Origin of the sequence: Vibrio crassostreae, assembly GCF_024347415.1 — a bacterium.
GTDB lineage: Bacteria > Pseudomonadota > Gammaproteobacteria > Enterobacterales > Vibrionaceae > Vibrio > Vibrio crassostreae.
Genome location: NZ_AP025476.1, coordinates 2,807,544 through 2,833,966, shown reverse-complemented (window position 1 = coordinate 2,833,966; position 26,423 = coordinate 2,807,544). Strand labels below are relative to the sequence as shown.

General features: G+C 43.7%; 22 protein-coding genes and 1 pseudogene. 17 read left to right on the top strand and 6 right to left on the bottom strand.

The features are described from left to right. The first annotated feature begins 111 nt into the window (after positions 1-111). The 7 genes from prfC to deoD all read left to right on the top strand — a co-directional run bounded on the left by prfC (position 112) and on the right by deoD (position 9,049). A complete protein-coding gene (gene prfC / locus OC193_RS12580) occupies positions 112-1,692 on the top strand; it encodes a peptide chain release factor 3 (RefSeq protein ID WP_048658149.1) in 1,581 nt (526 codons plus the stop codon). Positions 1,693-1,932: 240 nt separating this feature from the next. Then, positions 1,933-2,763, top strand: a complete 831-nt coding sequence (locus OC193_RS12575) for a TatD family hydrolase (protein ID WP_048658148.1) — start codon at positions 1,933-1,935, stop codon at positions 2,761-2,763. Positions 2,764-2,967: 204 nt separating this feature from the next. Continuing rightward, positions 2,968-4,230, top strand: coding sequence for a NupC/NupG family nucleoside CNT transporter (locus OC193_RS12570; protein ID WP_048658147.1), 1,263 nt, complete (start codon positions 2,968-2,970; stop codon positions 4,228-4,230). A 521-nt stretch (positions 4,231-4,751) separates the two neighbouring features. Further along, a complete protein-coding gene (gene deoC, locus OC193_RS12565) occupies positions 4,752-5,528 on the top strand; it encodes a deoxyribose-phosphate aldolase (RefSeq protein ID WP_010436196.1) in 777 nt (258 codons plus the stop codon). A 110-nt stretch (positions 5,529-5,638) separates the two neighbouring features. Then, positions 5,639-6,967: a thymidine phosphorylase gene (gene deoA / locus OC193_RS12560; protein WP_048658146.1), complete on the top strand. Its 1,329-nt coding sequence runs from the start codon at positions 5,639-5,641 to the stop codon at positions 6,965-6,967. A 76-nt stretch (positions 6,968-7,043) separates the two neighbouring features. Then, entirely contained in the window at positions 7,044-8,264 is a 1,221-nt protein-coding gene (locus OC193_RS12555) for a phosphopentomutase (RefSeq protein ID WP_048664535.1), read from the top strand. Positions 8,265-8,329: 65 nt separating this feature from the next. Continuing rightward, entirely contained in the window at positions 8,330-9,049 is a 720-nt protein-coding gene (gene deoD / locus OC193_RS12550) for a purine-nucleoside phosphorylase (protein WP_004734474.1), read from the top strand. 97 nt (positions 9,050-9,146) lie between these two features. Here deoD and OC193_RS12545 read toward each other — a convergent pair whose 3' ends face one another. After that, entirely contained in the window at positions 9,147-9,758 is a 612-nt protein-coding gene (locus tag OC193_RS12545) for a YtjB family periplasmic protein (RefSeq protein ID WP_076655999.1), read from the bottom strand. Positions 9,759-9,867: 109 nt separating this feature from the next. Here OC193_RS12545 and serB point away from each other — a divergent pair, with 109 nt between their 5' ends. Further along, on the top strand, positions 9,868-10,848 hold the full coding sequence (serB, locus tag OC193_RS12540; protein ID WP_048658143.1) for a phosphoserine phosphatase: 981 nt from the start codon (positions 9,868-9,870) through the stop codon (positions 10,846-10,848). Between the two features lie 111 nt (positions 10,849-10,959). On the opposite strand, the gene OC193_RS12535 is transcribed toward serB, so the two are convergent. Further along, a complete protein-coding gene (locus OC193_RS12535) occupies positions 10,960-13,305 on the bottom strand; it encodes a PilZ domain-containing protein (protein ID WP_048658142.1) in 2,346 nt (781 codons plus the stop codon). A gap of 161 nt (positions 13,306-13,466) precedes the next feature. Here OC193_RS12535 and radA point away from each other — a divergent pair, with 161 nt between their 5' ends. Beyond that, positions 13,467-14,846, top strand: coding sequence for a DNA repair protein RadA (gene radA, locus OC193_RS12530; protein WP_048664536.1), 1,380 nt, complete (start codon positions 13,467-13,469; stop codon positions 14,844-14,846). 234 nt (positions 14,847-15,080) lie between these two features. After that, positions 15,081-17,168, top strand: coding sequence for an elongation factor G (gene fusA, locus OC193_RS12525; protein WP_019819832.1), 2,088 nt, complete (start codon positions 15,081-15,083; stop codon positions 17,166-17,168). 222 nt (positions 17,169-17,390) lie between these two features. Here the strand turns inward: fusA and OC193_RS12520 are convergent, their stop codons facing one another. Next, on the bottom strand, positions 17,391-17,603 hold the full coding sequence (locus OC193_RS12520; RefSeq protein WP_017106559.1) for a VF530 family protein: 213 nt from the start codon (positions 17,601-17,603) through the stop codon (positions 17,391-17,393). A 46-nt stretch (positions 17,604-17,649) separates the two neighbouring features. Beyond that, a pseudogene (locus OC193_RS12515) lies at positions 17,650-18,599 on the bottom strand (LysR substrate-binding domain-containing protein). A gap of 103 nt (positions 18,600-18,702) precedes the next feature. On the opposite strand from OC193_RS12515, the gene OC193_RS12510 reads away from it, so the two are divergent. After that, positions 18,703-18,909 carry a DUF1127 domain-containing protein gene (locus OC193_RS12510; protein WP_048658140.1) on the top strand — a complete coding sequence of 69 codons (207 nt, stop codon included), beginning with the start codon at positions 18,703-18,705 and terminating at the stop codon, positions 18,907-18,909. Positions 18,910-19,001: 92 nt separating this feature from the next. On the opposite strand, the gene OC193_RS12505 is transcribed toward OC193_RS12510, so the two are convergent. Both OC193_RS12505 and OC193_RS12500 read right to left on the bottom strand, forming a co-directional pair. Further along, positions 19,002-20,690 (bottom strand): AMP-binding protein, encoded by a 1,689-nt coding sequence (locus OC193_RS12505; protein ID WP_048664537.1) that lies wholly within the window; start codon positions 20,688-20,690, stop codon positions 19,002-19,004. Positions 20,691-20,773: 83 nt separating this feature from the next. After that, entirely contained in the window at positions 20,774-21,517 is a 744-nt protein-coding gene (locus tag OC193_RS12500; RefSeq protein WP_048664538.1) for a helix-turn-helix domain-containing protein, read from the bottom strand. A gap of 194 nt (positions 21,518-21,711) precedes the next feature. On the opposite strand from OC193_RS12500, the gene OC193_RS12495 reads away from it, so the two are divergent. From OC193_RS12495 to OC193_RS12470, 6 genes are all read left to right on the top strand, one after another. Continuing rightward, positions 21,712-21,882, top strand: a complete 171-nt coding sequence (locus tag OC193_RS12495; RefSeq protein WP_004734461.1) for a Flp family type IVb pilin — start codon at positions 21,712-21,714, stop codon at positions 21,880-21,882. A gap of 157 nt (positions 21,883-22,039) precedes the next feature. Beyond that, complete coding sequence (locus tag OC193_RS12490) at positions 22,040-22,570, top strand: A24 family peptidase (RefSeq protein WP_048658136.1); 531 nt, start codon at positions 22,040-22,042, stop codon at positions 22,568-22,570. 37 nt (positions 22,571-22,607) lie between these two features. Next, positions 22,608-23,957 carry an ATPase AAA gene (locus OC193_RS12485; RefSeq protein WP_048658135.1) on the top strand — a complete coding sequence of 450 codons (1,350 nt, stop codon included), beginning with the start codon at positions 22,608-22,610 and terminating at the stop codon, positions 23,955-23,957. Beyond that, positions 23,950-24,699, top strand: coding sequence for a Flp pilus assembly protein CpaB (gene cpaB / locus OC193_RS12480; protein WP_048664539.1), 750 nt, complete (start codon positions 23,950-23,952; stop codon positions 24,697-24,699). Before OC193_RS12485 ends, cpaB begins: the two co-directional genes overlap by 8 nt. Before the next feature lie 8 nt (positions 24,700-24,707). Continuing rightward, complete coding sequence (locus tag OC193_RS12475) at positions 24,708-26,162, top strand: type II and III secretion system protein family protein (protein WP_048605622.1); 1,455 nt, start codon at positions 24,708-24,710, stop codon at positions 26,160-26,162. Continuing rightward, the gene (locus tag OC193_RS12470; RefSeq protein ID WP_170960817.1) at positions 26,125-26,421 is read left to right on the top strand and encodes a hypothetical protein; all 297 of its coding nucleotides are present in this window, start codon (positions 26,125-26,127) and stop codon (positions 26,419-26,421) included. The genes OC193_RS12475 and OC193_RS12470 overlap by 38 nt, the downstream gene beginning before the upstream one ends. The last annotated feature ends 2 nt before the right edge of the window (positions 26,422-26,423 follow it).

The window sequence follows — 26,423 nt, the reverse complement described above, 5'->3', positions numbered from 1 at the left end:
TAAACTGACCCTTTAGAAAGTGACACGCTTTCTGTATAATCCGCACACAGAATTCAAGGGCAAGTATTATCTACTTGCCCTTTTTACGCTTTAGATCAGCAAAGGGCGACTATGTCTTTCCAACAAGAAGTGAGCAAACGTAGAACGTTTGCGATTATCTCTCACCCGGATGCGGGTAAAACCACGATTACTGAAAAAGTTCTTTTATTCGGAAACGCGATTCAAAAAGCGGGTACCGTAAAAGGCCGTGGCTCTAACCAGCACGCTAAATCTGACTGGATGGAGATGGAAAAAGAACGTGGTATCTCGGTAACTACGTCGGTAATGCAATTCCCATACAATGATTGCCTAGTAAACCTACTAGATACTCCAGGACACGAAGATTTCTCGGAAGATACGTACCGTACGCTAACAGCGGTTGACTCTTGTTTGATGGTTATCGATGCTGCGAAAGGTGTCGAGGATCGTACTCGTAAACTAATGGAAGTAACACGTCTACGTGATACGCCAATCGTAACGTTTATGAACAAACTTGACCGTGACGTTCGTGATCCAATGGAAGTGCTTGATGAAGTTGAGAGCGAGCTAGGTATGGCTTGTGCTCCTATCTCATGGCCAATTGGTTGTGGTAAAGAGTTTAAAGGTGTTTACCACATTCACCGTGATGAAACGATCTTGTATGAATCAGGCCATGGCCATGAGATCCAAGAAGTTCGCATCATCAAAGGTCTAGATAACCCAGAGCTAGATGAAGCGGTAGGCTCTGATCTTGCGGAAAGCGTACGTGAAGAGCTAGAGCTTGTTATCGGTGCTTGCCCTGAGTTTGACCACGAACTGTTCCTTGCTGGTGAACTAACGCCGGTTTACTTCGGTACCGCATTAGGTAACTTCGGTGTTGACCACATGCTTGATGGTCTAACGAAATGGGCACCTGCTCCTCAAACGCGTCAAGCGAACGAGCGTGATGTTGAAGCGACAGAAGAGAAGTTCTCTGGTTTCGTCTTTAAGATCCAAGCAAACATGGACCCTAAACACCGCGACCGTATCGCATTCATGCGTATCGTATCAGGTACTTACAACCAAGGTATGAAGATGAACCATGTTCGTACTGGCAAGAACGTAAGTATCTCTGATGCGGTAACCTTCATGGCGGGTGACCGTGCACGTGCTGAAAAAGCATACGCGGGCGATATTATCGGTCTGCATAACCACGGCACAATCCAGATTGGTGATACCTTCACTCAAGGTGAGAGCCTTAAGTTCGCTGGTATTCCTAACTTCGCGCCTGAGCTATTCCGTCGTATTCGCCTACGTGATCCACTGAAGCAGAAGCAGCTTCTAAAAGGCTTAGTTCAGCTTTCAGAAGAGGGCGCAGTACAAGTATTCCGTCCTATGCAGAACAACGACCTGATCGTTGGTGCAGTTGGTGTACTTCAGTTCGACGTGGTTGTAGCGCGCTTGAAAGCGGAATACAACGTAGAAGCTATCTACGAAGGTGTTAACGTTGCAACAGCTCGTTGGGTTGAATGTGATGACGCTAAGAAACTAGAAGAATTCAAACGTAAGAACCAATCTAACCTTGCGCTAGATGGCGGTGACAACCTGTCTTACATCGCACCAACTATGGTGAACTTGAATCTAGCTTCTGAACGTTTCCCTGAAGTTCAATTCCGAGCTACGCGCGAGCACTAATTACTCCGCGCTCTATTCGAGTTAAACAAAAACGTCTATTGTTCTGCAATAGGCGTTTTTTAATGCGTTTTATTTAAGGTTCAAAAGCTGAGGTTAAAGGCAAGTATGTTGGGTTGGATAAAAACTTGGATTAAGAAATACGATAAGTGGTGTGAAGAGCTTGGCTTAACGCCTGAAAATAAGCGTAGCTGTGTACCTTATCGTCCTGACCTCAAGGCCAGAAAGCAGAGAATGGAAAATATGACACAGCAAATAAGTGACTTTCCGCTGTTTGATACTCATTGCCATGCGGATTTTGAGGCGTTTGAGCAACATATTGTAATTGATCAGGGAGCTACACTTGATCAAAGTATTGATCGCTACCTTGAAGAAGCGAAACAAGCCCAAGTTGAGAAAATACTCATCCCTTCTATAGGCCAAAATAACTGGCGTAAGCTTGAAAAAATTGCGCAATCCTACCCGAATGTTTATTACGCGCTAGGCTTCCATCCTTACTTTTTAGAGCAAGCGGGTGAGGTGCAATTTGAAGAACTTCGCCAATTACTCTCTTCAAAAAACAGCCAATGTGTCGCGATAGGTGAGTGCGGACTCGACTTCTTTGTGGGCGTCGAAAGGGAAAAACAAGAGCGTTTTTTTGTCCAGCAAATGGAGCTAGCTAAGACCTTTGAGTTGCCTTTAATCATCCATGAACGGAAGTCTTACAACCGACTGATCGAGTTAATAAAGCAGCATAATTTTACTTTTGGTGGGGTGATTCACGGTTTTTCAGGGAGTGAACAGCAAGCTTTAGCGTGGATCAAGCTCGGTTTCTATATTGGCGTCGGTGGAACGATAACTTACCCAAGAGCGCAAAAAACACGCACAACTATCGCAAAATTGCCCCTTGAATGCTTGGTATTGGAAACGGATGCTCCGGACATGCCCATGTCTGGAAATCAAGGAAATGTTAATCATTCCAAATATTTAGTTACGATCTTAAATGAACTTTTTTTGCTTAGAAAAGAGCCAAAGCAATCGATTGCAACGCAAGTTTGGCAAAATAGCCATCGCGCATTCGGTATATGTGAATAAAATCGAAGGTTTTTGTTTATCGTTTGCGTAAATTGCACTGGGCTTGTGATTTGGCTCACATTTGCGTGTGAATGGTACATGAATCTTGTACGAAAGTGTGAGGACGGCATTACTTTATTAGTGGTCGCATGAGTATAATTGCCTCCGCTTTATAGCCCCATTTTGTAACACGCCAATAAATAACTAATAAGGAAGTCATAAACTATGAGCCTGTTTATGAGCCTAGTCGGAATGGTTGCACTGATCGCAATCGCAGTACTACTATCTGACAACCGCAAAGCTATTAATCTAAGAACAGTGGGTGGCGCTTTCGCTATCCAATTCGCACTTGGTGCATTCGTACTTTACATCCCTTGGGGTCGTGATCTACTTGCAGGTTTCTCTGCTGGTGTAGCAAACGTGATCGACTACGGTAAAGACGGTACTGGTTTCCTATTCGGCAGCCTAGTTAACTTCTCAGTTGACGGTATCGGTTTCATCTTTGCTTTCCAAGTACTACCAACTCTGATTTTCTTCTCTGCACTTATCTCTGTACTTTACTACATTGGTGTAATGCAAATTGTAATCAAAGTTCTTGGTGGTGGTCTTCAGAAAGCTCTAGGTACTTCTCGCGCCGAGTCTATGTCTGCAGCAGCAAACATTTTCGTTGGTCAAACAGAAGCACCTCTAGTTGTTCGTCCTTTTGTTCCTAAAATGACTAACTCTGAACTATTCGCAGTAATGTGTGGTGGTTTGGCTTCTGTAGCTGGTGGTGTACTAGCAGGTTACGCATCTATGGGTGTACCTCTTGAGTACCTAGTTGCAGCGTCATTCATGGCAGCACCGGGTGGTCTACTATTCGCTAAAATCATCAAGCCTGAAACTGATGAAGTTGATGAGAACCTAGGTTCTGATATCGACGGCGGCGACGACAAGCCTGCAAACGTTATCGACGCAGCAGCAGGTGGCGCATCAGTTGGTCTACAACTAGCACTTAACGTTGGTGCAATGCTACTAGCATTCATCGGCCTAATTGCTCTAATCAACGGTATCCTAGGTGGCATCGGTGGTTGGTTTGGTATGGAAAACCTAACTCTAGAACTTCTTCTAGGTTGGATCTTCGCACCGCTAGCATTCATCATTGGTGTTCCATGGGAAGAAGCAACTATCGCTGGTTCTTTCATTGGTCAGAAGACAGTTGTTAACGAATTTGTTGCATACCTAAACTTCGTACCATACGTAGGTGAAAATGCTCAAGTTGTTGCAGCAACTGGTCAAGTGATGTCTGAGAAGACTCAAGCTATCATCGCATTTGCACTATGTGGTTTCGCAAACCTTTCTTCAATTGCGATTCTTCTTGGTGGTCTAGGTGGTATTGCACCAGCTCGTCGTCACGACATCGCTCGTATGGGTGTTAAAGCGGTTATTGCTGGTACTCTATCTAACCTGATGGCAGCAACAATTGCTGGCTTCTTCCTATCTTTCTAATAAAGTAGATTTAGATATATAGACGCCATAATAATATCGCCCCGTAGCAAGAAATTGCTGCGGGGCTTTTTTGTTTTTAGGCCTAGTGATTTTTAGTATGAGCACGAGCGATGCTGGGATTCAATAATGGGTCTAGAATGTTTTTTTGAGATACAAACCGTTTGCGTTCTAAGGAGCACTACAATTTATTGATGGATACCTATAATGTATAAGCTTAAGGGATAGGATGTCTCTTTTGGCAAGAAAGTGACCGCTTGGATTCATCCAAAGGTTATTCTTCTGGGATTAAGCCAAACTTAGCGATACGCTATAGATGTTAGACACAACATGACTGATTTGTTGTGCCATAGACCAAACTGGTACTGTGCGGTGACAAGGATTGCAATTGGTAGCGAAAGTTATCAAGTCTTCAAGGAACCAAGTCCGTTCATTTGTGACTACTGAGCATTACTAAAATATCCATCTATACTGGATGGATGGCGAAGTAGTTAACTATTTGAATATATTGATCGGAGATAGAAATGAGCGATTTAAAAGCAGCAGCTCTACGTGCACTTAAACTTATGGACCTAACTACGCTAAATGATGACGACACTACTGAGAAAGTAGTGGCGCTTTGTCATGACGCGAAGACTGCAGTAGGCAACACAGCTGCAATCTGTATTTACCCTCGCTTTATCCCAGCAGCTAAGAAAGCGTTGCGTGAGCAAGGTACTCCAGAAGTACGCATTGCGACTGTAACTAACTTCCCTCATGGTAATGACGACATCGAAATTGCTGTTGCAGAAACAAAAGCAGCGGTAGCGTACGGCGCAGACGAAGTTGACGTAGTATTCCCATACCGTGCTCTTATTGCTGGCAACGAAGAAGTTGGCTTTGAGCTAGTTAAACAGTGTAAAGCAGCTTGTGGTGACATCACGCTTAAAGTGATCATCGAAACAGGTGAACTGAAAGAAGAAGCTCTGATCAAGAAAGCTTCTCAAATCTGTATCGAAGCAGGTGCAGACTTCATCAAAACTTCAACAGGTAAAGTGCCAGTAAACGCGACTCCAGAATACGCGCGCATGATGCTTGAAGTTATCCGTGACATGGGCGTTGCTAAAACAGTTGGTTTCAAACCTGCTGGTGGCGTACGTACTGCTGAAGATGCAGCACTATACCTAGCAATGGCTGATGAGCTTCTAGGCGCTGAGTGGGCAGACAACATGCACTACCGTTTTGGTGCTTCAAGCCTACTAACTAACCTTCTTAATACATTAGAAGTAACAGACCAAACTGCTGATCCAGCAGCATACTAATTTACCCATTCGGGTATAAAAAATTAAGTCTGTTTGATGGAGTGACGTTAAGTCACTCCATATTACCTCTTTCCCTACAAACCATACTCACTAGAGTTTGGGAGGCACTAATGTATCTACCTCAAGAAATTATTCGCAGAAAACGTGATAACGAAGTACTGACCACAGAAGAAATTAACTTCTTCATTCAAGGCGTAGCTAAGAACACGGTTTCTGAAGGCCAAATTGCAGCATTTGCAATGGCTATCTTTTTTAATGAAATGACAATGCCAGAACGTATCGCACTAACTTGTGCAATGCGTGATTCAGGTATGGTGATTGACTGGAGCCACATGAACTTTGATGGCCCAATCGTTGATAAACACTCTACTGGTGGTGTTGGTGACGTAACTTCTCTGATGCTTGGCCCTATGGTGGCAGCATGTGGTGGTTTCGTTCCAATGATCTCTGGTCGTGGTTTAGGCCACACTGGCGGTACGCTAGACAAGCTAGAATCTATCCCGGGTTACAACATTACACCAACCAACGAAGTGTTCGGTGAAGTAACGAAAGATGCTGGTGTGGCTATCATCGGTCAAACAGGCGATCTAGCGCCTGCTGACAAGCGTGTTTACGCGACTCGTGATATCACAGCAACCGTAGATAACATCTCGCTAATTACGGCTTCAATCCTATCTAAGAAACTGGCTGCTGGCCTTGATTCTCTAGTGATGGATGTAAAAGTAGGTTCAGGCGCATTCATGCCGACTTACGAAGCGTCAGAAGAGCTAGCGAAATCTATCGTTGCAGTAGCAAATGGTGCAGGTACTAAAACAACAGCAATCCTAACGGACATGAACCAAGTTCTAGCTTCTTCAGCGGGTAACGCAGTAGAGGTTCGTGAAGCGGTTCAATTCTTAACGGGTGAATACCGTAACCCACGTTTGCTAGAAATTACGATGGCATCGTGTGCTGAAATGCTGGTGTTGGGTAACCTTGCAAAAGATTCAGACGAAGCGCGCGAAAAACTGATGACAGTACTGGATAACGGTAAAGCAGCAGAGTGCTTCGGTAAGATGGTAGCGGGCCTTGGCGGTCCAGCTGATTTCGTAACGAACTACGATAACTACCTAGAAAAAGCAGAAATTATTAAACCAGTGTACGCGCTAGAAAGCGGTGTGGTATCAGCAATGGATACTCGTGCAATTGGTATGGCTGTGGTTGGTATGGGCGGCGGTCGTCGCGTAGCAACTGACAGCATTGATTACGCAGTCGGTTTTGATCACTTCATTCGTCTTGGTGAAGTAGCAAGTGAAGATAAACCATTAGCAATGATTCATGCTCGCAACGAACAACAGTGGCAAGAAGCTGCAACAGCATTACAAAATGCAATCACTGTGGGCGGAGAATATACAGCAACGCCAGACGTTTACCGTCAGATTCGTTCTGAAGACGTGTAAATAACAGGTATCGGCATACCTCGTGTATGCCGATAAACAGAGTTCTGGTGCAAAGAGCAATAAGTTGGTGAAGAAAATGAAAAGAGCATTTATTTTAGTTTTAGATTCATTCGGTATCGGTGAAACAGCGGATGCAGATAAATTCGGTGATGTAGGTTCTGACACTATGGGTCACATCGCAGATCATTGTGACCAAGGTCTTGCCGACAATGCAGATCGTAAAGGTCCTCTGACGCTACCAAACCTGTCTAAGCTAGGCTTAGCAATGGCTCATAAAGAGTCTACAGGTCGTTTTGCTCCTGGTATGGATGCAGACGCTGAAATCATCGGCGCTTACGGTCACGCTGCTGAACTGTCTTCTGGTAAAGATACGCCATCAGGTCACTGGGAAATCGCTGGTGTACCAGTATTGTTTGACTGGGGCTATTTCACCGACAAAGAGAACAGCTTTCCAAAAGAGCTGACTGACCGCATCCTTGAGCGTGCAGGTTTGTCTGGTTTCTTGGGTAACTGCCACTCATCAGGCACTGAAATCCTAGATAACTTAGGTGAAGAACACATGAAGACTGGCCTGCCAATCTTCTACACTTCTGCGGACTCTGTTTTCCAGATCGCTTGTCACGAAGAGACATTCGGCCTACAAAACCTATTAGACCTTTGTCAGATTGCTCGTGAAGAGCTAGAAGACTACAACATTGGTCGTGTTATTGCTCGTCCGTTCATTGGCCCAGGTAAAGGTCAATTCGAACGTACTGGTAACCGTCGTGACCTTTCTGTTGAGCCTCCTGCAGCAACTATCCTGCAGAAACTTGCTGATGAGAAGGGCGGTAACATTCACTCAATCGGTAAGATCTCTGATATCTACGCGGGTTGTGGCATCACTCAGAAAACCAAAGCAACAGGTATCCCTGCGCTATTTGAAGCAACCAAAGAAGCGATCAATGAAGCAGGCGACAACACTATCGTGTTCACTAACTTCGTTGATTTCGACTCAGCTTACGGCCACCGCCGTGATGTTGCTGGTTATGCAGCGGCACTTGAGTACTTCGATGGTCGCATCAATGAAATCATCGATATGATGAAAGAAGACGATGTACTTATCCTAACGGCAGATCACGGTTGTGATCCGACATGGCCAGGTACTGACCATACTCGTGAACACATCCCTGTGATTGTTTACGGTCAGAAGGTTCCAGCCGGTTCTTTAGGCCGTCGCGATACGTTCGCTGATATCGGTCAAAGCTTAGCGTCTTACTTTGGTACATCGCCAATGGGACACGGTACAAGCTTTCTATAATAGTTAACGAAGAGAGAGGGAAACCTCTCTCTTCTTTTTTTGTTTTGAGATTAAGGATATTTTCAATGGCTACTCCACATATTAATGCTGAAATGGGTGATTTCGCTGACGTAGTTTTAATGCCAGGCGACCCGCTACGTGCTAAATACATCGCTGAAACCTTCTTAGAAGAAGTGGTTCAAGTGTGCGACGTTCGCAACATGTTTGGTTACACCGGTACTTACAAAGGTCGTAAGGTTTCGGTAATGGGACATGGTATGGGCATTCCATCTTGTTCTATTTACGCGACTGAGCTGATCAAAGATTTTGGTGTGAAAAAGATCATTCGTGTTGGTAGTTGTGGTGCAGTGAGCGAAGATATCAAAGTGCGTGATGTGGTTATTGGCATGGGCGCATGTACTGACTCAAAAGTGAACCGTATTCGCTTTAAAGGTCACGACTTCGCAGCTATCGCAGATTACAAAATGGTGCGTGCGGCAGAAGATGCAGCCAAAGCACGTGGTGTTGATGTAAAAGTTGGCAACCTGTTCTCGGCTGAGTTGTTCTACACGCCAGATCCAGAGATGTTCGAAGTGATGGACAAATACGGCATTGTTGGCGTAGAGATGGAAGCTGCTGGCATCTATGGTGTATGTGCTGAATACGGCGCTAAAGCGCTAACGATTTGTACTGTTTCTGACCACATCAAGACTGGTGAGCAAACTACATCAGATGAACGTCAAACGACTTTCAACGACATGATGGTTATCGCACTAGACTCTGTGTTGCTTGGTGACCAAGAATAATCTTGATTTGTCTTAGCTTGATAAGTGAACAGATAACAAAAAGCCCCGTTGCTGCCTGAGCGTCGGGGCTTTTTATTGGATAAGTTAAACGCGATGTTTATGAGCTTACATTCTTCAACAATAAGTTCTCACCAGACTTGGTTGGCCTTCTGCGAATCAGCATAATGAACAACACGCCACTCACAAACCCCATCAACACCATACCGATCATGTAGCGATCACTTTTTCGATAATGGTGATCAGAAATTGCCGTCATCTTACCTGTTTCAAAAGTCACTCGAATAAAGCCGATGATCGTTTTCTCCGGTGAATAAATAGGTTCAACTAATTGTTGTCTGCCGATACTTGCTGTTGAAAGTGGCGTATCTAAGCCAAGAACCTCGCGAACCGAGAGCGCTTTTTCACTCGAAGCCAGTCGGATACCCTCTGCATCATAGATGGTGGTATCGAACACCAGTCGGTCTTGAGACAGCTGATTAGTAAGATCAAGTAATCGCTCTTGGTCTTGTTGCGTGATCATCTTGCTGGCCGAAAGTGATGCCTGAGAGATAAGCAGCTTGGTAAGGGTTTCCAACTGTTTCGCTTGGATCTTCTCGTTACCTTTACTGATCACGACCGTATTTTTAATCGTTACAACGAACATGGTAGCCAACAAAATAAGGGCTAGCATTCGTAAAGCGTTACGTATTGAGAACAATGATTCATTCATGTTTCACGAAGCCTGAAATAAACAAATGTTATGATTAAGACATATTGAGACTTGCGTTTTCAAATTGCAATAGGTTAACGTTTAGCATAGTTAATTAGGAATCATACACATGGACGCTCAGAAATATCTGCCGATAAAAAGGCATACGACATTATTAACTCGACTCCCCGAGACTCGTTTCGCTTCTCAACTCGCTAAATCCAAAGCTAATTGGATTGTGTTTGGTGAGTACCTATCTCCACAATCTTTCGATGACATCGACTTTTTCACTGGCACTTACAACACCATCCTCGATACGTGGAAAGTTGGGCATTATGAAGTGGCTTTGATGTCAGGCAACCTAACACCAGCACATGAAGAAATCCTCCAAGCGCTAAAGTTTGATTATGCTTGCCTTAGCGAGGTCCCAGACTTATCTAAGCCAGGTTTGATCGTGATGGATATGGATTCCACAGCGATTCAAATTGAATGTATCGATGAGATTGCCAAATTGGCTGGAGTGGGAGAGTTAGTCTCTGAAATCACCGAACGAGCAATGCAAGGTGAGCTCGACTTTGAACAGAGCTTACGCCAAAGAGTAGGAGCACTGAAAGGTGCGGATGAGTCGATATTAGAGCAAGTGCGTCAGTCATTGCCATTCATGCCAGATCTGGTCGGGCTGGTGAATACTCTGAATAAGCTTGGCTGGAAAACAGCGATTGCATCAGGCGGTTTTACTTACTTCTCTGACTACCTGAAAGATACCTTGGATCTAGACCATGCTCAGTCGAATACTCTAGAAATCGTTAAGGGTAAATTGACGGGGGAAGTGTTGGGTGACGTGGTTTCGGCGCAAACCAAAGCCGATATCTTGGTAGAGTTGGCTGAAGAGTACGAATTGGAACTGCACAATACCGTAGCTGTGGGCGATGGTGCCAATGACTTGGTGATGATGGGCTCTGCAGGTTTAGGCATTGCCTACCACGCGAAACCAAAAGTAGAGCAGCAAGCTCAAACCGCTGTTCGTTACGCAGGTTTAGGCGGTGTGCTTTGTATCTTGTCGGGTGTGTTAGCTAAGCAGCAAAAAATCAGCTGGCAGGCAAAACCTTAAGGCTTGATTTGGAAGTTGTATTTGCCGGAAGTTATAGTCGAGATCAGATACAAAAAAAGCAGGCGATGAGCCTGCTTTTTCTATTTTCCAATCCAGTAAATGGAGACTAACCTAACGAGTAAGCTCTAATCGAATCAACACTTCATCTGTGATGTCTTCAATCTCACCATAGCCGATAAAAGCGGTGATCTCGTTCTCTAGTTTCTTAGCTTGATGCATGCTGATGCGTGAAAGCTCTTCTAAATCCGATTGGAATAAACTTGTTAGCGGATTAAAGATAGGTGCCGTGGTGACTCGCAATACATACACATCACCCAAGTGCTGCGCCTTCTTGATGAATAAGATGCGCTCTTTTGCTGAGGTGAAATCTTTCACCAACTTGGTATGCACCGATTGGATCTTGTCACCAAACTTTACTGCAGCAATATACACGTCATGGTGTTTAGGCTCTGCGCCTTCGATTCTTTTGAGTGGCTCAGCCAGTAGCGAGCTCGTGTGGCCTTTAAAGATCGGCTCTAGAGAGAACTTTTGGTTGTGTCCAAGTTTAGCTAGCAACGTTAGGTGCTTATTCAATGGGAAGTTCACGCCTATGATCTTACAGCGCAATGTTGAGCTTGGCTTATCAATGAAGATAGGGTTACTGACCATCTTGCTAAGCAATATATTGTGTAACGATTCGAGCAACGAATTGGTTGGCAGTATCTCTTTCTTTTTAATCAGCTTGCTTTGGTTCTGATCGATAAGCCCATTTAGGAAAGCGATAGTACGCATCGTCTTCGCGTTCTCGGCAATAACCAGCTGCACGTTGCGGCCATTCGGGCTCACTCGGATCACATGGTAAGGCACGGTGCTCAACGGCAGGTTCTTGTCATAGAGCTGCAGTTCATTGAAGTTCACCAATACCGGATCATTAATCTTGAGGACCATTGGGTGTTCAAGGTTAATGCTCAGTCCACGCTTCGAGATATCTAAAGTGTGTCCGCTTGCCGCAGCGCCATCTTGTGACGTAAGTTGTAACGGTGATTTAAATTGGTATCTCGGTTCTTTACGGCGAGTCTGAGAATCAAAGTAGATACTTTGAATATTCCCAACCACAGTGCGTGGGTGACGAAAGCGGTTCAGTTCACTGCTTGGAATACGTGGCTTTTCACTTAACAGATAATCAGCCGCACTTTCGTGATCGCCAATTTCTTGCAAGATACCGCAATGCGTCAGTTGCGCTGAGCTTTGAGCCAGAGTATCCGAGTGTTTGGCTAACGCTTGTTGCTCGGTGTCTGAAAGTTCGAAAACTGAGAACTTGAACGCCTTCCAACTTTTACGTTTACCGCCAATGTGCCAAAACAGTTGTCTTTGTTCGCGAGAGGCTTCAGGTAGCATCATTGAATAGAACAAGGTCTTGTTTTGGTGTTCATGGGTAAAAGAGTAGATAACGTTACTGGTTCCCTTCACTCCTGGTTTCGCCAGCAGGTTCATACGTTGCTCGTTGAACAGGGTGCCCAGCGCTTGTTGATTTCGCTCGTCGTGCCAGTATTGCCACAACGGATGGTTGTTATCCGTCAGTAGGGCAAGCTTTAGTTCACTGCCGCTGAAGAACAGCGGAAGGTTACAAGTATGCTTTAGATAGGTGTGTTCGATTCCTCGCGTACGAGTTCGAATGATCCTATCTTGGTTCTCATGGCTGGTTTTCTTACTGATGCTATTTAAAGACTCATCGAGTAAGCGAGCCACAACATTGTTGTCGCTTACCTTGATGGTTCTTAGAAATTTGACCGCGTTGTTCTCATAAGACTCGTCGATACCCAAAACACGAAATTCAACCGCTTGGTTAACATCGTTTTCTTGGGACTTTTCGATAAGCTCTGAGAATTTAACGCTGATGATCTCACCGAGGTTGTATCGAAAGGCGCTTGGCACCTTGAACTTTGCGCCCGACGGAGAAATATCAACCGTTACACCATGTAGGCTTTGCCCTTTCGATGTGGTGATCTCAACCTGTGAGCTAATCTTGAGTCTGTTCTCTTGACGCTTTAAGTCGTAACCCAGATTAATCGCTTCAGCTTCGTACGGGCTATTGGCGCTAGTAATGTCGTGGTTACCTTGAGAAGATGTTTTAACAACGCTCATTGGTTGAGTTCGCGGAGTCATTACTAACTCCCATGCGCCTTCTGTGTAACCTTTAAACTTTTTAGTGCCACGTTGATACGCGTTTAAAGCGATGTCATCGAGCCAGTGTTTACGGCCGTCTAACGTGAACTGACGACATTCATTATCAATGCGCCCACGTAAATCAATGCTCTTTGTACACGGAGCCATGATACGATTCAGTTCCATTTTAACCAGCAGTTTTAGAGACGGAGATTCGCCTTCTGTCATTTGAGAAAGAAGGAATTCGAAATCTTCGGCGTGGTAGGCCGGGATAAGACGTTCTGCTACAGATAGAATTTCAGATTGCTGCATACTTTTCTTGTTAGAATGGACGGTGCATTTATGTTATCGACTAGTTTAAATCGATCTTTAAGTATAAGTGGTATGACTGCAACGTTTATTTTCACCCGTACGGTCAAATAAGTCACAAATTGACAACATCATTGTGTAACTGAGTAAATTATTGAGGTTTTATGGCTAAGGCAAAACGAGCTTATGTGTGTAATGACTGTGGTGCTGACTTTCCACGTTGGCAAGGACAGTGCAATGCATGTGGTGCTTGGAACACGATTACAGAAGTTAGATTAGCTGCTTCACCTCAGGTCGCACGTAATGAACGATTGAGTGGTTATGCGGGTGGTGCAACTGAATCTTCAGTTCAAACGCTGTCAGAAATTGATCTGCAAGAAGTGCCACGTTTTAGCAGTGGTTTTAAAGAGCTCGACCGAGTACTCGGTGGTGGTGTCGTACCGGGCGCTGCGATCCTGATTGGTGGTAACCCGGGTGCAGGTAAATCAACGCTGTTATTACAGACCATGTGTCAGCTTTCTTCTCAATTACCGACTCTCTATGTCACAGGGGAAGAGTCCCTACAGCAGGTCGCTATGCGTGCGTCTCGACTTGGATTGCCAAAAGAGCACCTAAAGATGCTCTCAGAAACGAACGTGGATAAGATCTGTCAGGTTGCCGAAAAAGAACAACCTAAGATCATGGTTATCGACTCGATCCAAGTTATGCACGTTGCGGATGTTCAATCTTCTCCAGGCAGTGTTGCACAGGTTCGTGAATCGGCAACCGCATTAACGCGCTACGCAAAACAGAATAACGTTGCTGTGTTCTTAGTTGGACACGTAACTAAAGACGGTACCTTAGCGGGGCCAAAAGTACTTGAGCACATTATTGACTGTTCCGTTCTATTAGATGGCGGAACCGATAGCCGTTTTAGAACGCTGCGCAGCCATAAAAACCGTTTTGGTGCAGTTAATGAACTGGGTGTGTTTGCGATGACAGGACAAGGGCTAAAAGAAGTCAGCAACCCATCTGCTATCTTCTTGTCTCGTGGTGAAGAGGAAACGTCTGGCAGTTCTGTCATGGTGGTGTGGGAAGGTACGCGTCCACTTCTTGTCGAAATCCAAGCGCTGGTGGATTATTCACAGCTGGCAAATCCGCGTCGTGTCGCTGTCGGCCTAGAGCAAAACAGGCTTTCACTGTTATTAGCGGTGCTGCATAAACACGGCGGCTTACAAATGGCTGACCAAGATGTGTTTGTGAATGTCGTCGGTGGTGTTAAAGTAACCGAAACCAGTGCTGATCTTGCGTTGGTGATGGCTCTACTTTCTAGTTTCAGAGACCGCGCATTGCCAAAAGATGTGGTGGTGTTTGGAGAAGTAGGCCTAGCGGGTGAGATTCGACCTGTACCGAGCGGACAAGAGCGTTTAAATGAAGCATTTAAACACGGCTTTAAGAAAGCGATCGTACCGGCAGCAAACATGCCTAAAGGTGGCATTCCTGGAATGCAGCTCCACGGTGTAAAAAAATTATCGGAAGCAATTAATGCTTTTGATGAGTTGTAATTGAACTCACTTCAGCTACTCTATACAGCAGCAATTCAGCCTAACCTTAACGCCGATTAGGCTTTGGGTTAGCACTATAATTAACAATCATTTAGATTGTTACTACTGAGTGCCTTTTTCTATATGTTAGAAAAAGGCAAAGTTTTTTAGTCCCAAATGCATGCAAAGCTATCAGTCTTCACAGATTGTGATATACTCTGCGCGCATTTTATATCCTATTAACAGAGTAAGACAATGGCAGATTTATCGAAATACAGAAACATTGGTATTTTCGCGCACGTTGATGCGGGTAAAACAACTACCACTGAGCGTATCCTTAAGCTAACTGGTCAAATCCACAAGACTGGTGAAGTACATGATGGCGAATCAACGACTGACTTCATGGAACAGGAAGCTGAGCGCGGTATTACTATCCAATCAGCAGCTGTAAGCTGTTTTTGGAACGATCACCGTCTAAACGTTATCGATACTCCTGGACACGTTGACTTCACAGTTGAAGTATACCGTTCTCTTAAAGTTCTTGATGGCGGTATCGGTGTATTCTGTGGTTCTGGTGGTGTTGAACCTCAATCAGAAACCAACTGGCGCTACGCTAACGAATCAGAAGTATCTCGTCTGATCTTCGTTAACAAACTAGACCGTATGGGTGCAGATTTCTACAACGTTGTTGACCAAGTTAAAAACGTTCTAGGTGCTACTCCTCTAGTTATGGTTCTACCAATTGGTCGTGAAGACGAATTCGTTGGTGTTGTAGACCTACTAAGCCGTAAAGCATACGTTTGGGATGACACTGGTCTTCCTGAAAACTACGAAATCACAGATGTTCCTGCGGACATGGTTGATGACGTTGAGCAATACCGTGAAGAGCTAATCGAAACTGCTGTAGAGCAAGACGATGACCTAATGGAAGCTTACATGGAAGGTGAAGAGCCTTCTATCGAAGACATCAAGCGTTGTATCCGTAAAGGTACTCGTGATATCGCATTCTTCCCTACGTTCTGTGGTTCTGCGTTCAAGAACAAAGGTATGCAACTTATCCTTGATGCTGTAGTAGATTACCTACCAGCACCAACTGAAGTTGATCCTCAACCTCTAATGGATGAGAACGGCGAAGAAACTGGCGAACACGCTATCGTTTCTACAGATGAAACTTTCAAAGCGCTTGCATTCAAAATCATGGATGACCGCTTCGGTGCTCTAACTTTCGTTCGTATTTACTCTGGTAAACTGAACAAAGGTGACACGATTCTTAACTCATTCACTGGCAAGACAGAACGTGTTGGCCGTATGGTTGAGATGCAAGCTGATGACCGTAACGAACTAACTAGCGCACAAGCTGGTGACATCATTGCGATCGTTGGTATGAAGAACGTGCAAACTGGTCACACTCTATGTGATCCTAAGCACCAAGTAACGCTTGAGCCAATGGTATTCCCAACTCCAGTAATCTCAATCGCTGTATCTCCAAAAGATAAAGGCGGTTCTGAGAAAATGGGTATCGCGATCGGTAAAATGGTTGCAGAAGATCCATCTTTCCAAGTTGAGACTGACGAAGAGACTGGCGAAACTATCCTGAAAGGTATGGGTGAGCTTCACCTAGACATCAAGGTAGATATCCTTAAGCGTACATACGGCGTTGACCTAACTGTAGGTGCTCCTCAAGTTGCTTACCGTGAAACTATCACTCAAGCAATTGAAGATAGCTACACACACAAGAAGCAATCTGGTGGTTCTGGTCAATTCGGTAAGATCGATTACCGTATCAAACCAGGCGAAGCAGGTTCTGGCTTCAAGTTCAACTCTGTAGTTGTGGGCGGTAACGTTCCTAAAGAATTCTGGCCTGCAGTTGAGAAAGGCTTCGCATCTATGATGGAAAACGGCGTACTAGCTGGCTTCCCAACTCTAGACGTTGAAGTTGAACTGTTCGATGGTGGCTTCCACGCAGTCGATTCATCTGCTATCGCATTTGAAATCGCAGCGAAAGGTGCATTCCGTCAATCTATGCCTAAAGCTGGCGCGCAACTTCTTGAGCCTATCATGAACGTTGACGTGTTCACTCCAGACGATCACGTTGGTGATGTTATCGGTGACCTTAACCGTCGTCGTGGCATGATCAAAGATCAACAAGCTGGCGTTACTGGTGTTCGTATTAAAGCTGACGTACCTCTTTCTGAGATGTTCGGCTACATCGGTCACCTACGTACTATCACTTCTGGTCGTGGCCAATTCTCTATGGAATTCGCACAATACGCACCATGTCCAACTAACGTTGCTGACGAAGTGATTGCAAAAGTTAAAGCAGAAAAAGAAGCTGGTAAGTAATTAGCCTTTTTCTCAATTAGCTAAAAAAGCCCCGCAAGTGAAAGCTTGCGGGGCTTTTTATTGCTTGTAATATACTGCGAGATGCGAGATGCGAGATGCGAGATGCGAGATGCGAGATGCGAGATGCGAGATGCGAGAAATAGGAGATTGATGTGGCCCCTAAAAAGTAGACACAGGGGTTGTCCCGTATTTAATCAACACGGGACTGATGAAGCAGAGAGACTAACGCTTTAAGTCGATGTAAATCTGCTCTACCTTGGTACGAGCCCAATCTGTTTTACGCAAAAATTTTAAGCTCGATTTAATGCTCGGGTCTTTTTTAAAGCAGTTGATGTTCACCATGTAACTCAACTCTTCCCAGCCGTAATGTTCAACCAATTCAGTCAGTAGCTTCTGTAGAGTGATACCATGAAGTGGGTTGTTTTCTTGTGTCATGAGGATGTTCTCGCCATTTATTTGAGCTAAGTATACCAGTTTCGCTTTATGAATTATCAGACCATTTCAGCTTGTAGTCAGTATCGATAATAGAAAGTTCTTCCCGCCCTCTACTCCCAAACAGCCGAACCTGACTTTGCATCCATGCTTCAAAACGTTTTATCTTATCGCGACGAAAATAACCAGCAGGTGCGCATAAAAAGTAATTGTACCTAGGCTTTAACGCTATGTTTCCGATTCGCACCAATTTCTTTTCTTGTAGATAGCGGTATACCAAGCTGTGCTTAACGAGTGCGACACCTTGAACGGATAGCGCACCTTCTAAAACAAAATGTGAGCCATCAAATTGTAATGATGTGCGGCCAGCTTTAACTCCTGCTACTTGCAACCAGAGTTTCCAATCCATATCTGGCCATCGGTCTTCAATTAGCTCTGCTTTGTGTAGATCGTCGATGTCATAAATACCATGCTTCTCTTGGTAGATAGGGTGACAGACAGGGTAAACCACTTCGTCCATTAACCAACGTGACTCAATGTTTGGATAATTACCATGACCATATCGAACGCAGACATCGACATTAGAATCTTCAAACGTCACCAGCTTGTTGGTCGGTTCTATTAACATCGATAAATCTGGATGACGGTCGCGGAAGCGCCAATTCTAGGTACTAACCAATGTTGTGCAAAAGAGGGCACGGTCGAAATCGACAATTGAGTAGGGTTTGGGTCTTGGTTAATTCGCCTCACACCATCTTGAATATGAGCAAAGCCTTTCTTAGCATGCAGGTACAGTACTTCGCCTTCATGGGTTAATACTACTTTTCTGTGTTGGCGAATAAACAGGTCTGCGCCTAACCATTCTTCAAGTTGGCGAATTTGTTGGCTGACTGCTGCAGCCGTGACAAATAGCTTTTCTGCTGCAAGCTTAAAACTGCCTGTTTCAGCCGCAGTATAAAAATAGTATATCCCTTGGAAAGGTGGGGTGCGCTCTCTCACATTAGTTTTCCTTAACTGAATGCCAGTATCTATCGTTTGTCGATGTTGCTCTATTGGTCGATTATTGACCATAACAAAGCGAAAGATCAACAGGAGAAAGGCTATGAATACGATCACAGCAACCGCAAATACCAACCATTCATTTTTGTCATCATTATCAATTAAGAAATTCTATTCTAAATTAGGCATGTACTTTCAAAATCGTAGAACCAGAAAGCAGCTGTCTGAGCTACCAGAGTATTTGTTGAGAGATGTCGGGATTACACAGGAACAAGTTGATAAGGAACTGAAGAAATCGTTTTGGGAGTGAGTGGGAGTGTTAGGGGAGGGACTGGCTAATCTAAGGTTGAGCGTACTTTGCTGCCAAAAAAAGGAGCCGTAATGGCTCCCTCTCGATTTTGATTACTCTTCCCAAACTACCAATTTATCTTTCGGCCAGTTATGACCGACTTCGTGGTACTTCTGCTCAAGGATATGTCGTTTGATCTTAAGAGTAGGAGTTAACACGCCATTCTCAATACTCCACGGTTCCTTAATCATCAATACACCTTTGATCTTCTCATGTGAGGCGAGTTGTTCGTTCATTTTTTCGATAACACGCTTGGTGGTTTTCTCATAACGGGCTCGATCAAAATTAGGGAAGTCGTGTGGAACGACAAGCAAAATAGGACCAGGTAAGCCTAAACCGATCAAACACATCATTTCTACGCGGCTGTACTCAAAGAGTTTATTTTCGATAGGCACAGGAGCAACGAACTTACCTTTAGCGGTTTTAAAGGTATCTTTTTTACGTCCGCGAATCGTTAGGTAGCCTTCGCTGTCGATATCACCTATATCACCGGTATGCAGCCAACCTTCTGAGTTAAAAGACTCTTGGGTTGCAATGTCATTCTTGTAGTAACCAGAGAATAGGCCTTTGCCTCGAACTAAGATCTCTTCGTCTTCTGCAATCTTAAGTTCGATTCCTGGGCCTGCATTGCCAACCGTACCAATTTTATCGGCTCTGAATGGATAGTTGAGCGTGCTATAGGCGAAAGACTCTGTCATGCCCCATGCCTCGGTAATGTGCAAGCCAACACTCTCATACCATGCCAGTAGAGCGGGTGATACCGGAGCTGAACCACATCCAAGAACACGAGCTTGATCTAATCCTAAACCGTCAGCCAGCTTCTTCTTAATGATGTTGTTGATAAACGGAATCTTAAGTAAGAAGTTCAGTTTCTTCTGCGGCAATTTGTCTTGGATTCGCTGCTGGAACAGCGTCCATAAACGAGGAACTGAAATAAACAGAGTAGGACGATGCATTTTCACATCATCAATAAACGTGTCTAAAGACTCAGGGAAAGCCGTGACCACGCCACCCATGACTGAAGAACCAAAGATGTAAACGCGTTCTGTAATATGAGCAAGTGGTAGGTAAGAAAACAGGCGATCGCCGGGTTGGATACCAATATGGTCGATCAGTCTTTGAACTGACCATGTAAAGGCGCCGTATGTAAGCATTGCCCCTTTTGGTAATCCAGAGGTGCCTGATGTATACACTAATGACATTAGCTTGTCGTCGTGATGTTGAGGACGTTTGGTGGATGGTTCATGCGTATCGATCAGCTGTTCAAATGTGTGTTGGCATTTGGCTGCCGTATCGTATGGTAGAGAGATGCTGATCAAGCTCGGATTGTCATCCAATACCTTTTGGGTAGCAGCAGGATCATCTAGCTTACCTGCAATCACTATTTTACTTTCACTGTGCTCAATACAGTAGTGGATGGTATCTGCACCAGCTGTTGGAAAAATTGGGACGCTGACAAAATCTCCTAACATCATGGCAAGGTCGCAGATGAACCACTCTGCACAGTTTTTCGATACGAGAGCGACTCGATCGCCCGGTTGGGCGCCGAGCCCTTCTAGTGCTGACGCCAGTTTCAGTGCTTTGTCGGCTACTTCTTTATAAGTAAATTCGACAAATTGGCGGTTAATAATCTGTTTCAAATAGACTTCGTTTGGGCGTTCTTCTGCCCATTTTAAAATCATGTCATTGGGTGTAGGGAGAGCTGTTGCTTGTTCTTGGCTAAACTCGTTAGGCTGAATCATTGTCTAACTCCATGTTTTTCGCTAAGTTATTTTTGTTAAAATCATGTTAAATGTACCATGATTTTTTCTTTTAGGGAGTAAAATTAGCGTTTTCTGTTATCTGTGCAGGCACGCCTGTAACTTGCCGGGGTTACACCTGTCCTTTTCTTAAAAATTCTCGAAAAATACGACACATCCTTGTATCCACATTGATAGGCAATTACAGCAATTTTTGACTCGGTATCCGCCTCAATCAACTTTTTAGCTAGTAGAACTCTTTTGTCACAAACAAAGTCTCTAAAGCTTACCCCAAAGTGTAGATGAAACTTTTTCGAAAAGTAGGTTGTTGAACAATGGCACTTCTCGGCGATCTCCGTTTCTCTGATTTCTTTGTTTATGTTATCCATAACATAGTTAACAACCTCAGAAGTAAACAATTTGGTAGGCAGTTGATTGTTGTTATTTATGTCTCTGTCGAGATCGAAGTGGGATTCGAAGATATGCTGTGTTTTACGCTTAAGTTCTTCGAATGTACTGGTCAGATGATTGCTGTTTGTTTCGATAATGAAAAATATATTCTTATGATTTCGAACGATATTAGGTAACTGGTCCGAGCAAATAATGACTATTCGCTTGTTCAAGTTTTCACAAATAGATAATGCCATTGTAAGTAGTTGAAGTTTATCCGGTCTATTCAAGATAAAAAATACCAGTCTGACATCTAAGTTACTGATTATAGATATATCTTGCTTATAATTTTCAATGGGGAAGTAGTGGTTTATTTTATTGATAATAACAGCGTTAAATTCACTGTCTTTATCTGATAATAAAGGTGTGACTACTTTCATATAAATACCAACTCTATTTCATATTCAACTTCGAGTTTAAAAATAGATAAATTAAGATGCGTAATAATTAGATTAGAAGTACCACAAAAAAGTGCAAGTAAATGGCAAGAAAATCCTAACCTAATATATCTCTCACCTCTAGATTTAGTTTACAGGTAAACAAAGCCTGATACGTAAATCAAGGAGAGGTTCTCATGGATAAGTTTTTGAATAATTGTAAAGAATTCATGAAAGATGAAGAAGGGTTGACTGTAATCGAGTATGTAATCGGTGCAGCTTTATTGGTATTAGGTTTAACAACCGTATTTTCTGGTTTAGGGACTACACTGGCAGCTAAACTCAATACAATCGTCAATGGTTTATGATCGAAAAGGAGTGAGACAGCAAAGAGGGCTGACTTCGGTTGCCTACATTATCGCTGCTGCGTTACTTGTCATTGCTATAGGATTGGTTTTTTCTGGGATGGCGACAGCCTTACTTAGCAAAATCCAGAGCATTTTTTCGAGTGTATGAATTGAATATATGATTAATGAGCCTTCAGTTTTTTGGGCGTTGCTAATTGCAGTTTCGGTATACGATGTTGAGAAACATCGTATACCAAACAAAATATTGATACTGTTTTTGTTTGTGTACTTTTTATCAATGTTTGACCGCAATTACACCTTTGATGTTTTTTTAATGTCCTTAGTTGGATTCGTGGTGTTTTTTTGTTTTGGATTACTCTTATATTTTTTAAGAGCTATGTCTGCAGGAGATGTGAAGCTATTAGGTATTGTAGGGATGTATCTTGGGTGGGGACAACTACTTGATGCATCGTACTTTATCTTACTTTCTGCTGGAGTGATCGGGACTTTCTACTTGCTATATAACTTTTCCAACTCGAACAGTCTTAGTATCAAAGGCTATTTTGAAAATAAGCTAATTGTGCTTGGTGGAGTAGCACCAGTATCAAATGAAAGTACTAGTTTGCACGCTAGGTATTCAAATAAGGTGACGATGCCTTTTGCACCCTCTGTTGTCATGGGATTAGCGATGTATAGCTACTTTACTTAAACCTGTTGTTGGTTAGCTTTGTGGAGAGGAATAATATATGGATATTATAGGGCGTACTGCTCCAACAACTTTGAAGCCTCAAATTTCAGCCCCGGCCGTTCCTACATCTATTGATATGTTGGGTGTTCCTGAAGTCGTTATTGAAAACCTCGTACTCAAGCATTTGTCTGCTTACCCTAAGTCGGATGTATTAGAACTCTCTAATTATATGTGTGTTGTCACCCATATTGTGGAAAGTGCTCTGGCCGTTTTAAGGAAGAAGTCGTTAATTGAGGTATTTCAGCCTACCTCAGATCTTTCTCTATCATCAGTATCCCATAGTCATGTCCGTTACTCCCTTTCTGAGAAAGGGCTGGAAGAAGCTGATCTTGCCTTTAAACGTGATGCTTATTTAGGCCCCGCACCTGTTTCACTTACCCAATATAGTGATGTTGTAAAGCAGCAAGACCTGAGAGCAGAGCTAGTGACTCGGCCACATGTCGAAGCAGCACTGGATGATGTATATGGTGTCGATAAAATGATTTCAGTGCTAGGGCCTGCAATCAATTCTGGACGTGCTTTGTTGTTATATGGGCACGCTGGTACTGGTAAAACATTTGTCGCGAGCCGTATTGTGAATGCTTTGCACACCTCTGTATTTATTCCTTATGCAGTCTATGCATTAGGTAACATTATCAAGGTGTTCTCGGCGCAACATCATAAACCGTTGGATAGTAACGGCAGCGATCAAAGCATTTCCCTCAAAGATCAGTACGACAAGCGTTGGCTTAATTGTGAAAGGCCAAATATCCAAGTTGGGGGTGAACTGACAATGGATATGCTTGAAGTTAATCATTCAGAAAATAGTCGAGTTTGGTTAGCACCAGTTCAAATGATGGCAAATAATGGGATTTTTGTCATTGATGATCTTGGTCGTCAGCCCATGCCGGTGGATGCGCTTCTTAACCGTTGGATTGTACCGATGGAGTACTCATTCGACTATTTGTCGCTGCCTAATGGTCAGCAGATAACGATGCCATTTGTATTAACCCTTGCCTTTTCTACCAATCTAAACCCCAAGAAAATAAGCGATCCTGCCTTTTTACGTCGTTTAGGTTACAAGATTGAATTCAAGCCACTTAATCAGCGAGATTATGAAGCTTTATGGATGAGCGTCGTTGCTGATAAAGAGGTCGAGCTTCAAGACGGATTTTTTGAGCGTTTGTCTCAAATGCACACGCTGCTTAAGGTGCCACTTTTCCCATGTTTACCGAAAGATCTCGTTGGTATAAGCAAAGATATTCTTTCGTTTGAGCAGCTACCACCTGTTATCACATTCGATATTCTTTCCATGGCATGGGAAGTTTATTTTACCTCTGATGGACACGAGGAAGAGAATAATGAATAAGAGTCAAGTTTTCCTACTGTTTTTACTGTCCGTAGTATTCGGCTTAGCGGCTGTATTTTTTGCTAAGCAGTGGATGGATGATCAAGTTCAGCCAACCGTTGAAGTTGAAACGGTCGAGCGTCACCCCGTTGTTGTCGCATCACAAGAAATTGAAGCCGGAACTATTATCGAGGAGCAGTTTTTAACCACCAGATTGATGGAAGTTGATTGGATTAATGAAAATAACTATTCGGATAAAGCAGAGCTGATTGGCAAGGTTGTTGCGAATACTGTCTATACGGGAGAGGTGCTTCACAAGTTACGATTTACTGTACCAGGAGAAGGGTCAACGCTTGCAGCTCTTATCCCTGAAAATAAACGTGCGGTAACGATACGTGTTGATGATGTTATTGGTGTGGCGGGTTTCTTATTACCGGGTAACAAGGTTGATATTCTCAATACCGTTTCTTACGGAAAAAATTCTGCAGCGACTCAAACAGTATTAAAAGACATTAAGGTTTTGGCTGTTGACCAAACGGCTAAAACGAAAGAAAACAGTCCGATTATTGTACGAGCGGTAACACTTGAGATGACGCCGAAAGAGGCAGAGAAACTTCTCACGGCTAAAAGCAAAGGCGATATTCAGCTGACTTTGAGAAACCCACATGAAGTTGAGAAAAAAGTGGTTCGTCGATATGTGCCTAGACCAAGTGTCACCATTATCAAAGGTACAGAAACATCTAATGTGCGCGTCAAGGATTGAGGTGAAATATGAGAATATTAATTGCGTGTGTTTTGAGCCTGATTTGTATTTCGACGGCCAGTGTTGCGGCGTTACAAACGGGAAAAACAGTCACGGTTCCACATCATAAATCTACGCATGTCGTGCTGTCGGGAAAAGCGGCGAAGGTTTCTCTTGGTGATCCTGAAGTTTTAGATATTGTAATTTTAAAATCAAATGAAGTGTTTTTAATTGGTAAAAAATTAGGTGCGACAAACCTAATGGCTTGGGATTCTCGAGGTCGGTTGATTGAGTCTATTAACATTGAGGTTACTCATGATCTTAATAGCCTTAAAGCTAAATTATATGAGTTCCTTCCTGATGAAACTATCGAAGTGCACAGTGCGCAGAACCGTCTATTATTGAGCGGTCAGGTCAGCAACCAACAACAAATGAATGTGGCGATGCGAATCGCAGAAACCTATTCGTCAGGGCAGGCTGCTGACGCATCAAAAGAAAGCGGAAGTGAACAAGCTGCAGCGACAGGTGTTATTAATTTAATGTCGATCGGAGGGGCTCAGCAGGTCATGTTAGAGGTGACGGTTGCTGAGGTTCAAAGAAGCTTGGTAAGAAAGTTTGATGCGAACTTCCATTTCTTCCAAACCAGTGGGTCTGACTTTTCTTGGGGGGCGTCTTCAGTCCCTGCCGGAGTGTTAGGTGCAACCCCAATTTTCAATATTCCTACCTCTACCGATTACGGCATTTTAGGTTCTTTCATTGATAGCAATACATTGTTTACTTTCGCATTGGACGTAGCAAAACAAAATGGTGTGGCAAAAGTCTTGGCTGAACCGAACTTAACCGCGCTAAGCGGTTCAAAGGCTGAGTTTTTAGCGGGGGGAGAATTTCCCATTCCGGTGCCTGACGAAGATGGTATTACCATTGAATATAAAGAATATGGTGTGGGTTTAAAGTTCATCCCAACGGTACTGAGTGACAAAAAAATCAACCTAAACTTAGCGGTTGATGTGAGTGAGATTGCCAATAGTAGCTCGTTAACGATTGATCCTGGTACCACCAATGCGACTTACTTTATCCCTCCAATTACCCGAAGAAGTGCATCGTCGACGCTTGAGTTAGCCGACGGTCAAACCATCGGTATTGCGGGGTTGTTGAGTGAGAATGTTAGGGACATTAGTAACAAGATGCCAGGCTTTGGCGATGTGCCGATTTTAGGTCAGCTTTTCAATAGCCAAGAGTATGTATCTGGTGAAACAGAGCTCGTTATTCTTGTTACTCCTCGACTCGCTAAACCTATTGACCGAACGAAAGTAACGTTACCAACTGATGCCTTTGTTGATCCTAATGATTTGGAATATTACTTGTTAGGCCGAAGCGCTTACATCGCTGAACCGTCTGAATCTGATTCAGAACAATCTCAAGCTTCACAGGATATATCACCGACCGATGGTGGTAGCGAAGGCTCATTTGGCCATGATTTATAAGGGGATAGATATGACTAAAATAATGATGATCTTTCTCGCAATGTTATTGGTTGGCTGTGCGAACGATGCTCGTTTAGGGCATTCGGTAGCACTAGTGAAAACAGAGCAAACGTATAACCCTAATGCGACCCAAGAGAATTTACTCGAAGTACCTGATGGTACAGGGGAGCGGATGCAGACTGGTTACGACAGATATGTTGGCAGAGGTGAAAATGATCTGTCCGGAAGTAGTAGCCAGATCTTAGAAGATTTTAACTAAAT

Coding starts and splice junctions, on each gene's coding strand:
- prfC (WP_048658149.1), top strand. CDS start 112: ATGTCTTTCCAACAAGAAGTGAGCAAACGTAGAACGTTTGCGATTATC.
- OC193_RS12575 (WP_048658148.1), top strand. CDS start 1,933: ATGACACAGCAAATAAGTGACTTTCCGCTGTTTGATACTCATTGCCAT.
- OC193_RS12570 (WP_048658147.1), top strand. CDS start 2,968: ATGAGCCTGTTTATGAGCCTAGTCGGAATGGTTGCACTGATCGCAATC.
- deoC (WP_010436196.1), top strand. CDS start 4,752: ATGAGCGATTTAAAAGCAGCAGCTCTACGTGCACTTAAACTTATGGAC.
- deoA (WP_048658146.1), top strand. CDS start 5,639: ATGTATCTACCTCAAGAAATTATTCGCAGAAAACGTGATAACGAAGTA.
- OC193_RS12555 (WP_048664535.1), top strand. CDS start 7,044: ATGAAAAGAGCATTTATTTTAGTTTTAGATTCATTCGGTATCGGTGAA.
- deoD (WP_004734474.1), top strand. CDS start 8,330: ATGGCTACTCCACATATTAATGCTGAAATGGGTGATTTCGCTGACGTA.
- OC193_RS12545 (WP_076655999.1), bottom strand. CDS start 9,758: ATGAATGAATCATTGTTCTCAATACGTAACGCTTTACGAATGCTAGCC.
- serB (WP_048658143.1), top strand. CDS start 9,868: ATGGACGCTCAGAAATATCTGCCGATAAAAAGGCATACGACATTATTA.
- OC193_RS12535 (WP_048658142.1), bottom strand. CDS start 13,305: ATGCAGCAATCTGAAATTCTATCTGTAGCAGAACGTCTTATCCCGGCC.
- radA (WP_048664536.1), top strand. CDS start 13,467: ATGGCTAAGGCAAAACGAGCTTATGTGTGTAATGACTGTGGTGCTGAC.
- fusA (WP_019819832.1), top strand. CDS start 15,081: ATGGCAGATTTATCGAAATACAGAAACATTGGTATTTTCGCGCACGTT.
- OC193_RS12520 (WP_017106559.1), bottom strand. CDS start 17,603: ATGACACAAGAAAACAACCCACTTCATGGTATCACTCTACAGAAGCTA.
- OC193_RS12510 (WP_048658140.1), top strand. CDS start 18,703: ATGAATACGATCACAGCAACCGCAAATACCAACCATTCATTTTTGTCA.
- OC193_RS12505 (WP_048664537.1), bottom strand. CDS start 20,690: ATGATTCAGCCTAACGAGTTTAGCCAAGAACAAGCAACAGCTCTCCCT.
- OC193_RS12500 (WP_048664538.1), bottom strand. CDS start 21,517: ATGAAAGTAGTCACACCTTTATTATCAGATAAAGACAGTGAATTTAAC.
- OC193_RS12495 (WP_004734461.1), top strand. CDS start 21,712: ATGGATAAGTTTTTGAATAATTGTAAAGAATTCATGAAAGATGAAGAA.
- OC193_RS12490 (WP_048658136.1), top strand. CDS start 22,040: ATGATTAATGAGCCTTCAGTTTTTTGGGCGTTGCTAATTGCAGTTTCG.
- OC193_RS12485 (WP_048658135.1), top strand. CDS start 22,608: ATGGATATTATAGGGCGTACTGCTCCAACAACTTTGAAGCCTCAAATT.
- cpaB (WP_048664539.1), top strand. CDS start 23,950: ATGAATAAGAGTCAAGTTTTCCTACTGTTTTTACTGTCCGTAGTATTC.
- OC193_RS12475 (WP_048605622.1), top strand. CDS start 24,708: ATGAGAATATTAATTGCGTGTGTTTTGAGCCTGATTTGTATTTCGACG.
- OC193_RS12470 (WP_170960817.1), top strand. CDS start 26,125: ATGGTGGTAGCGAAGGCTCATTTGGCCATGATTTATAAGGGGATAGAT.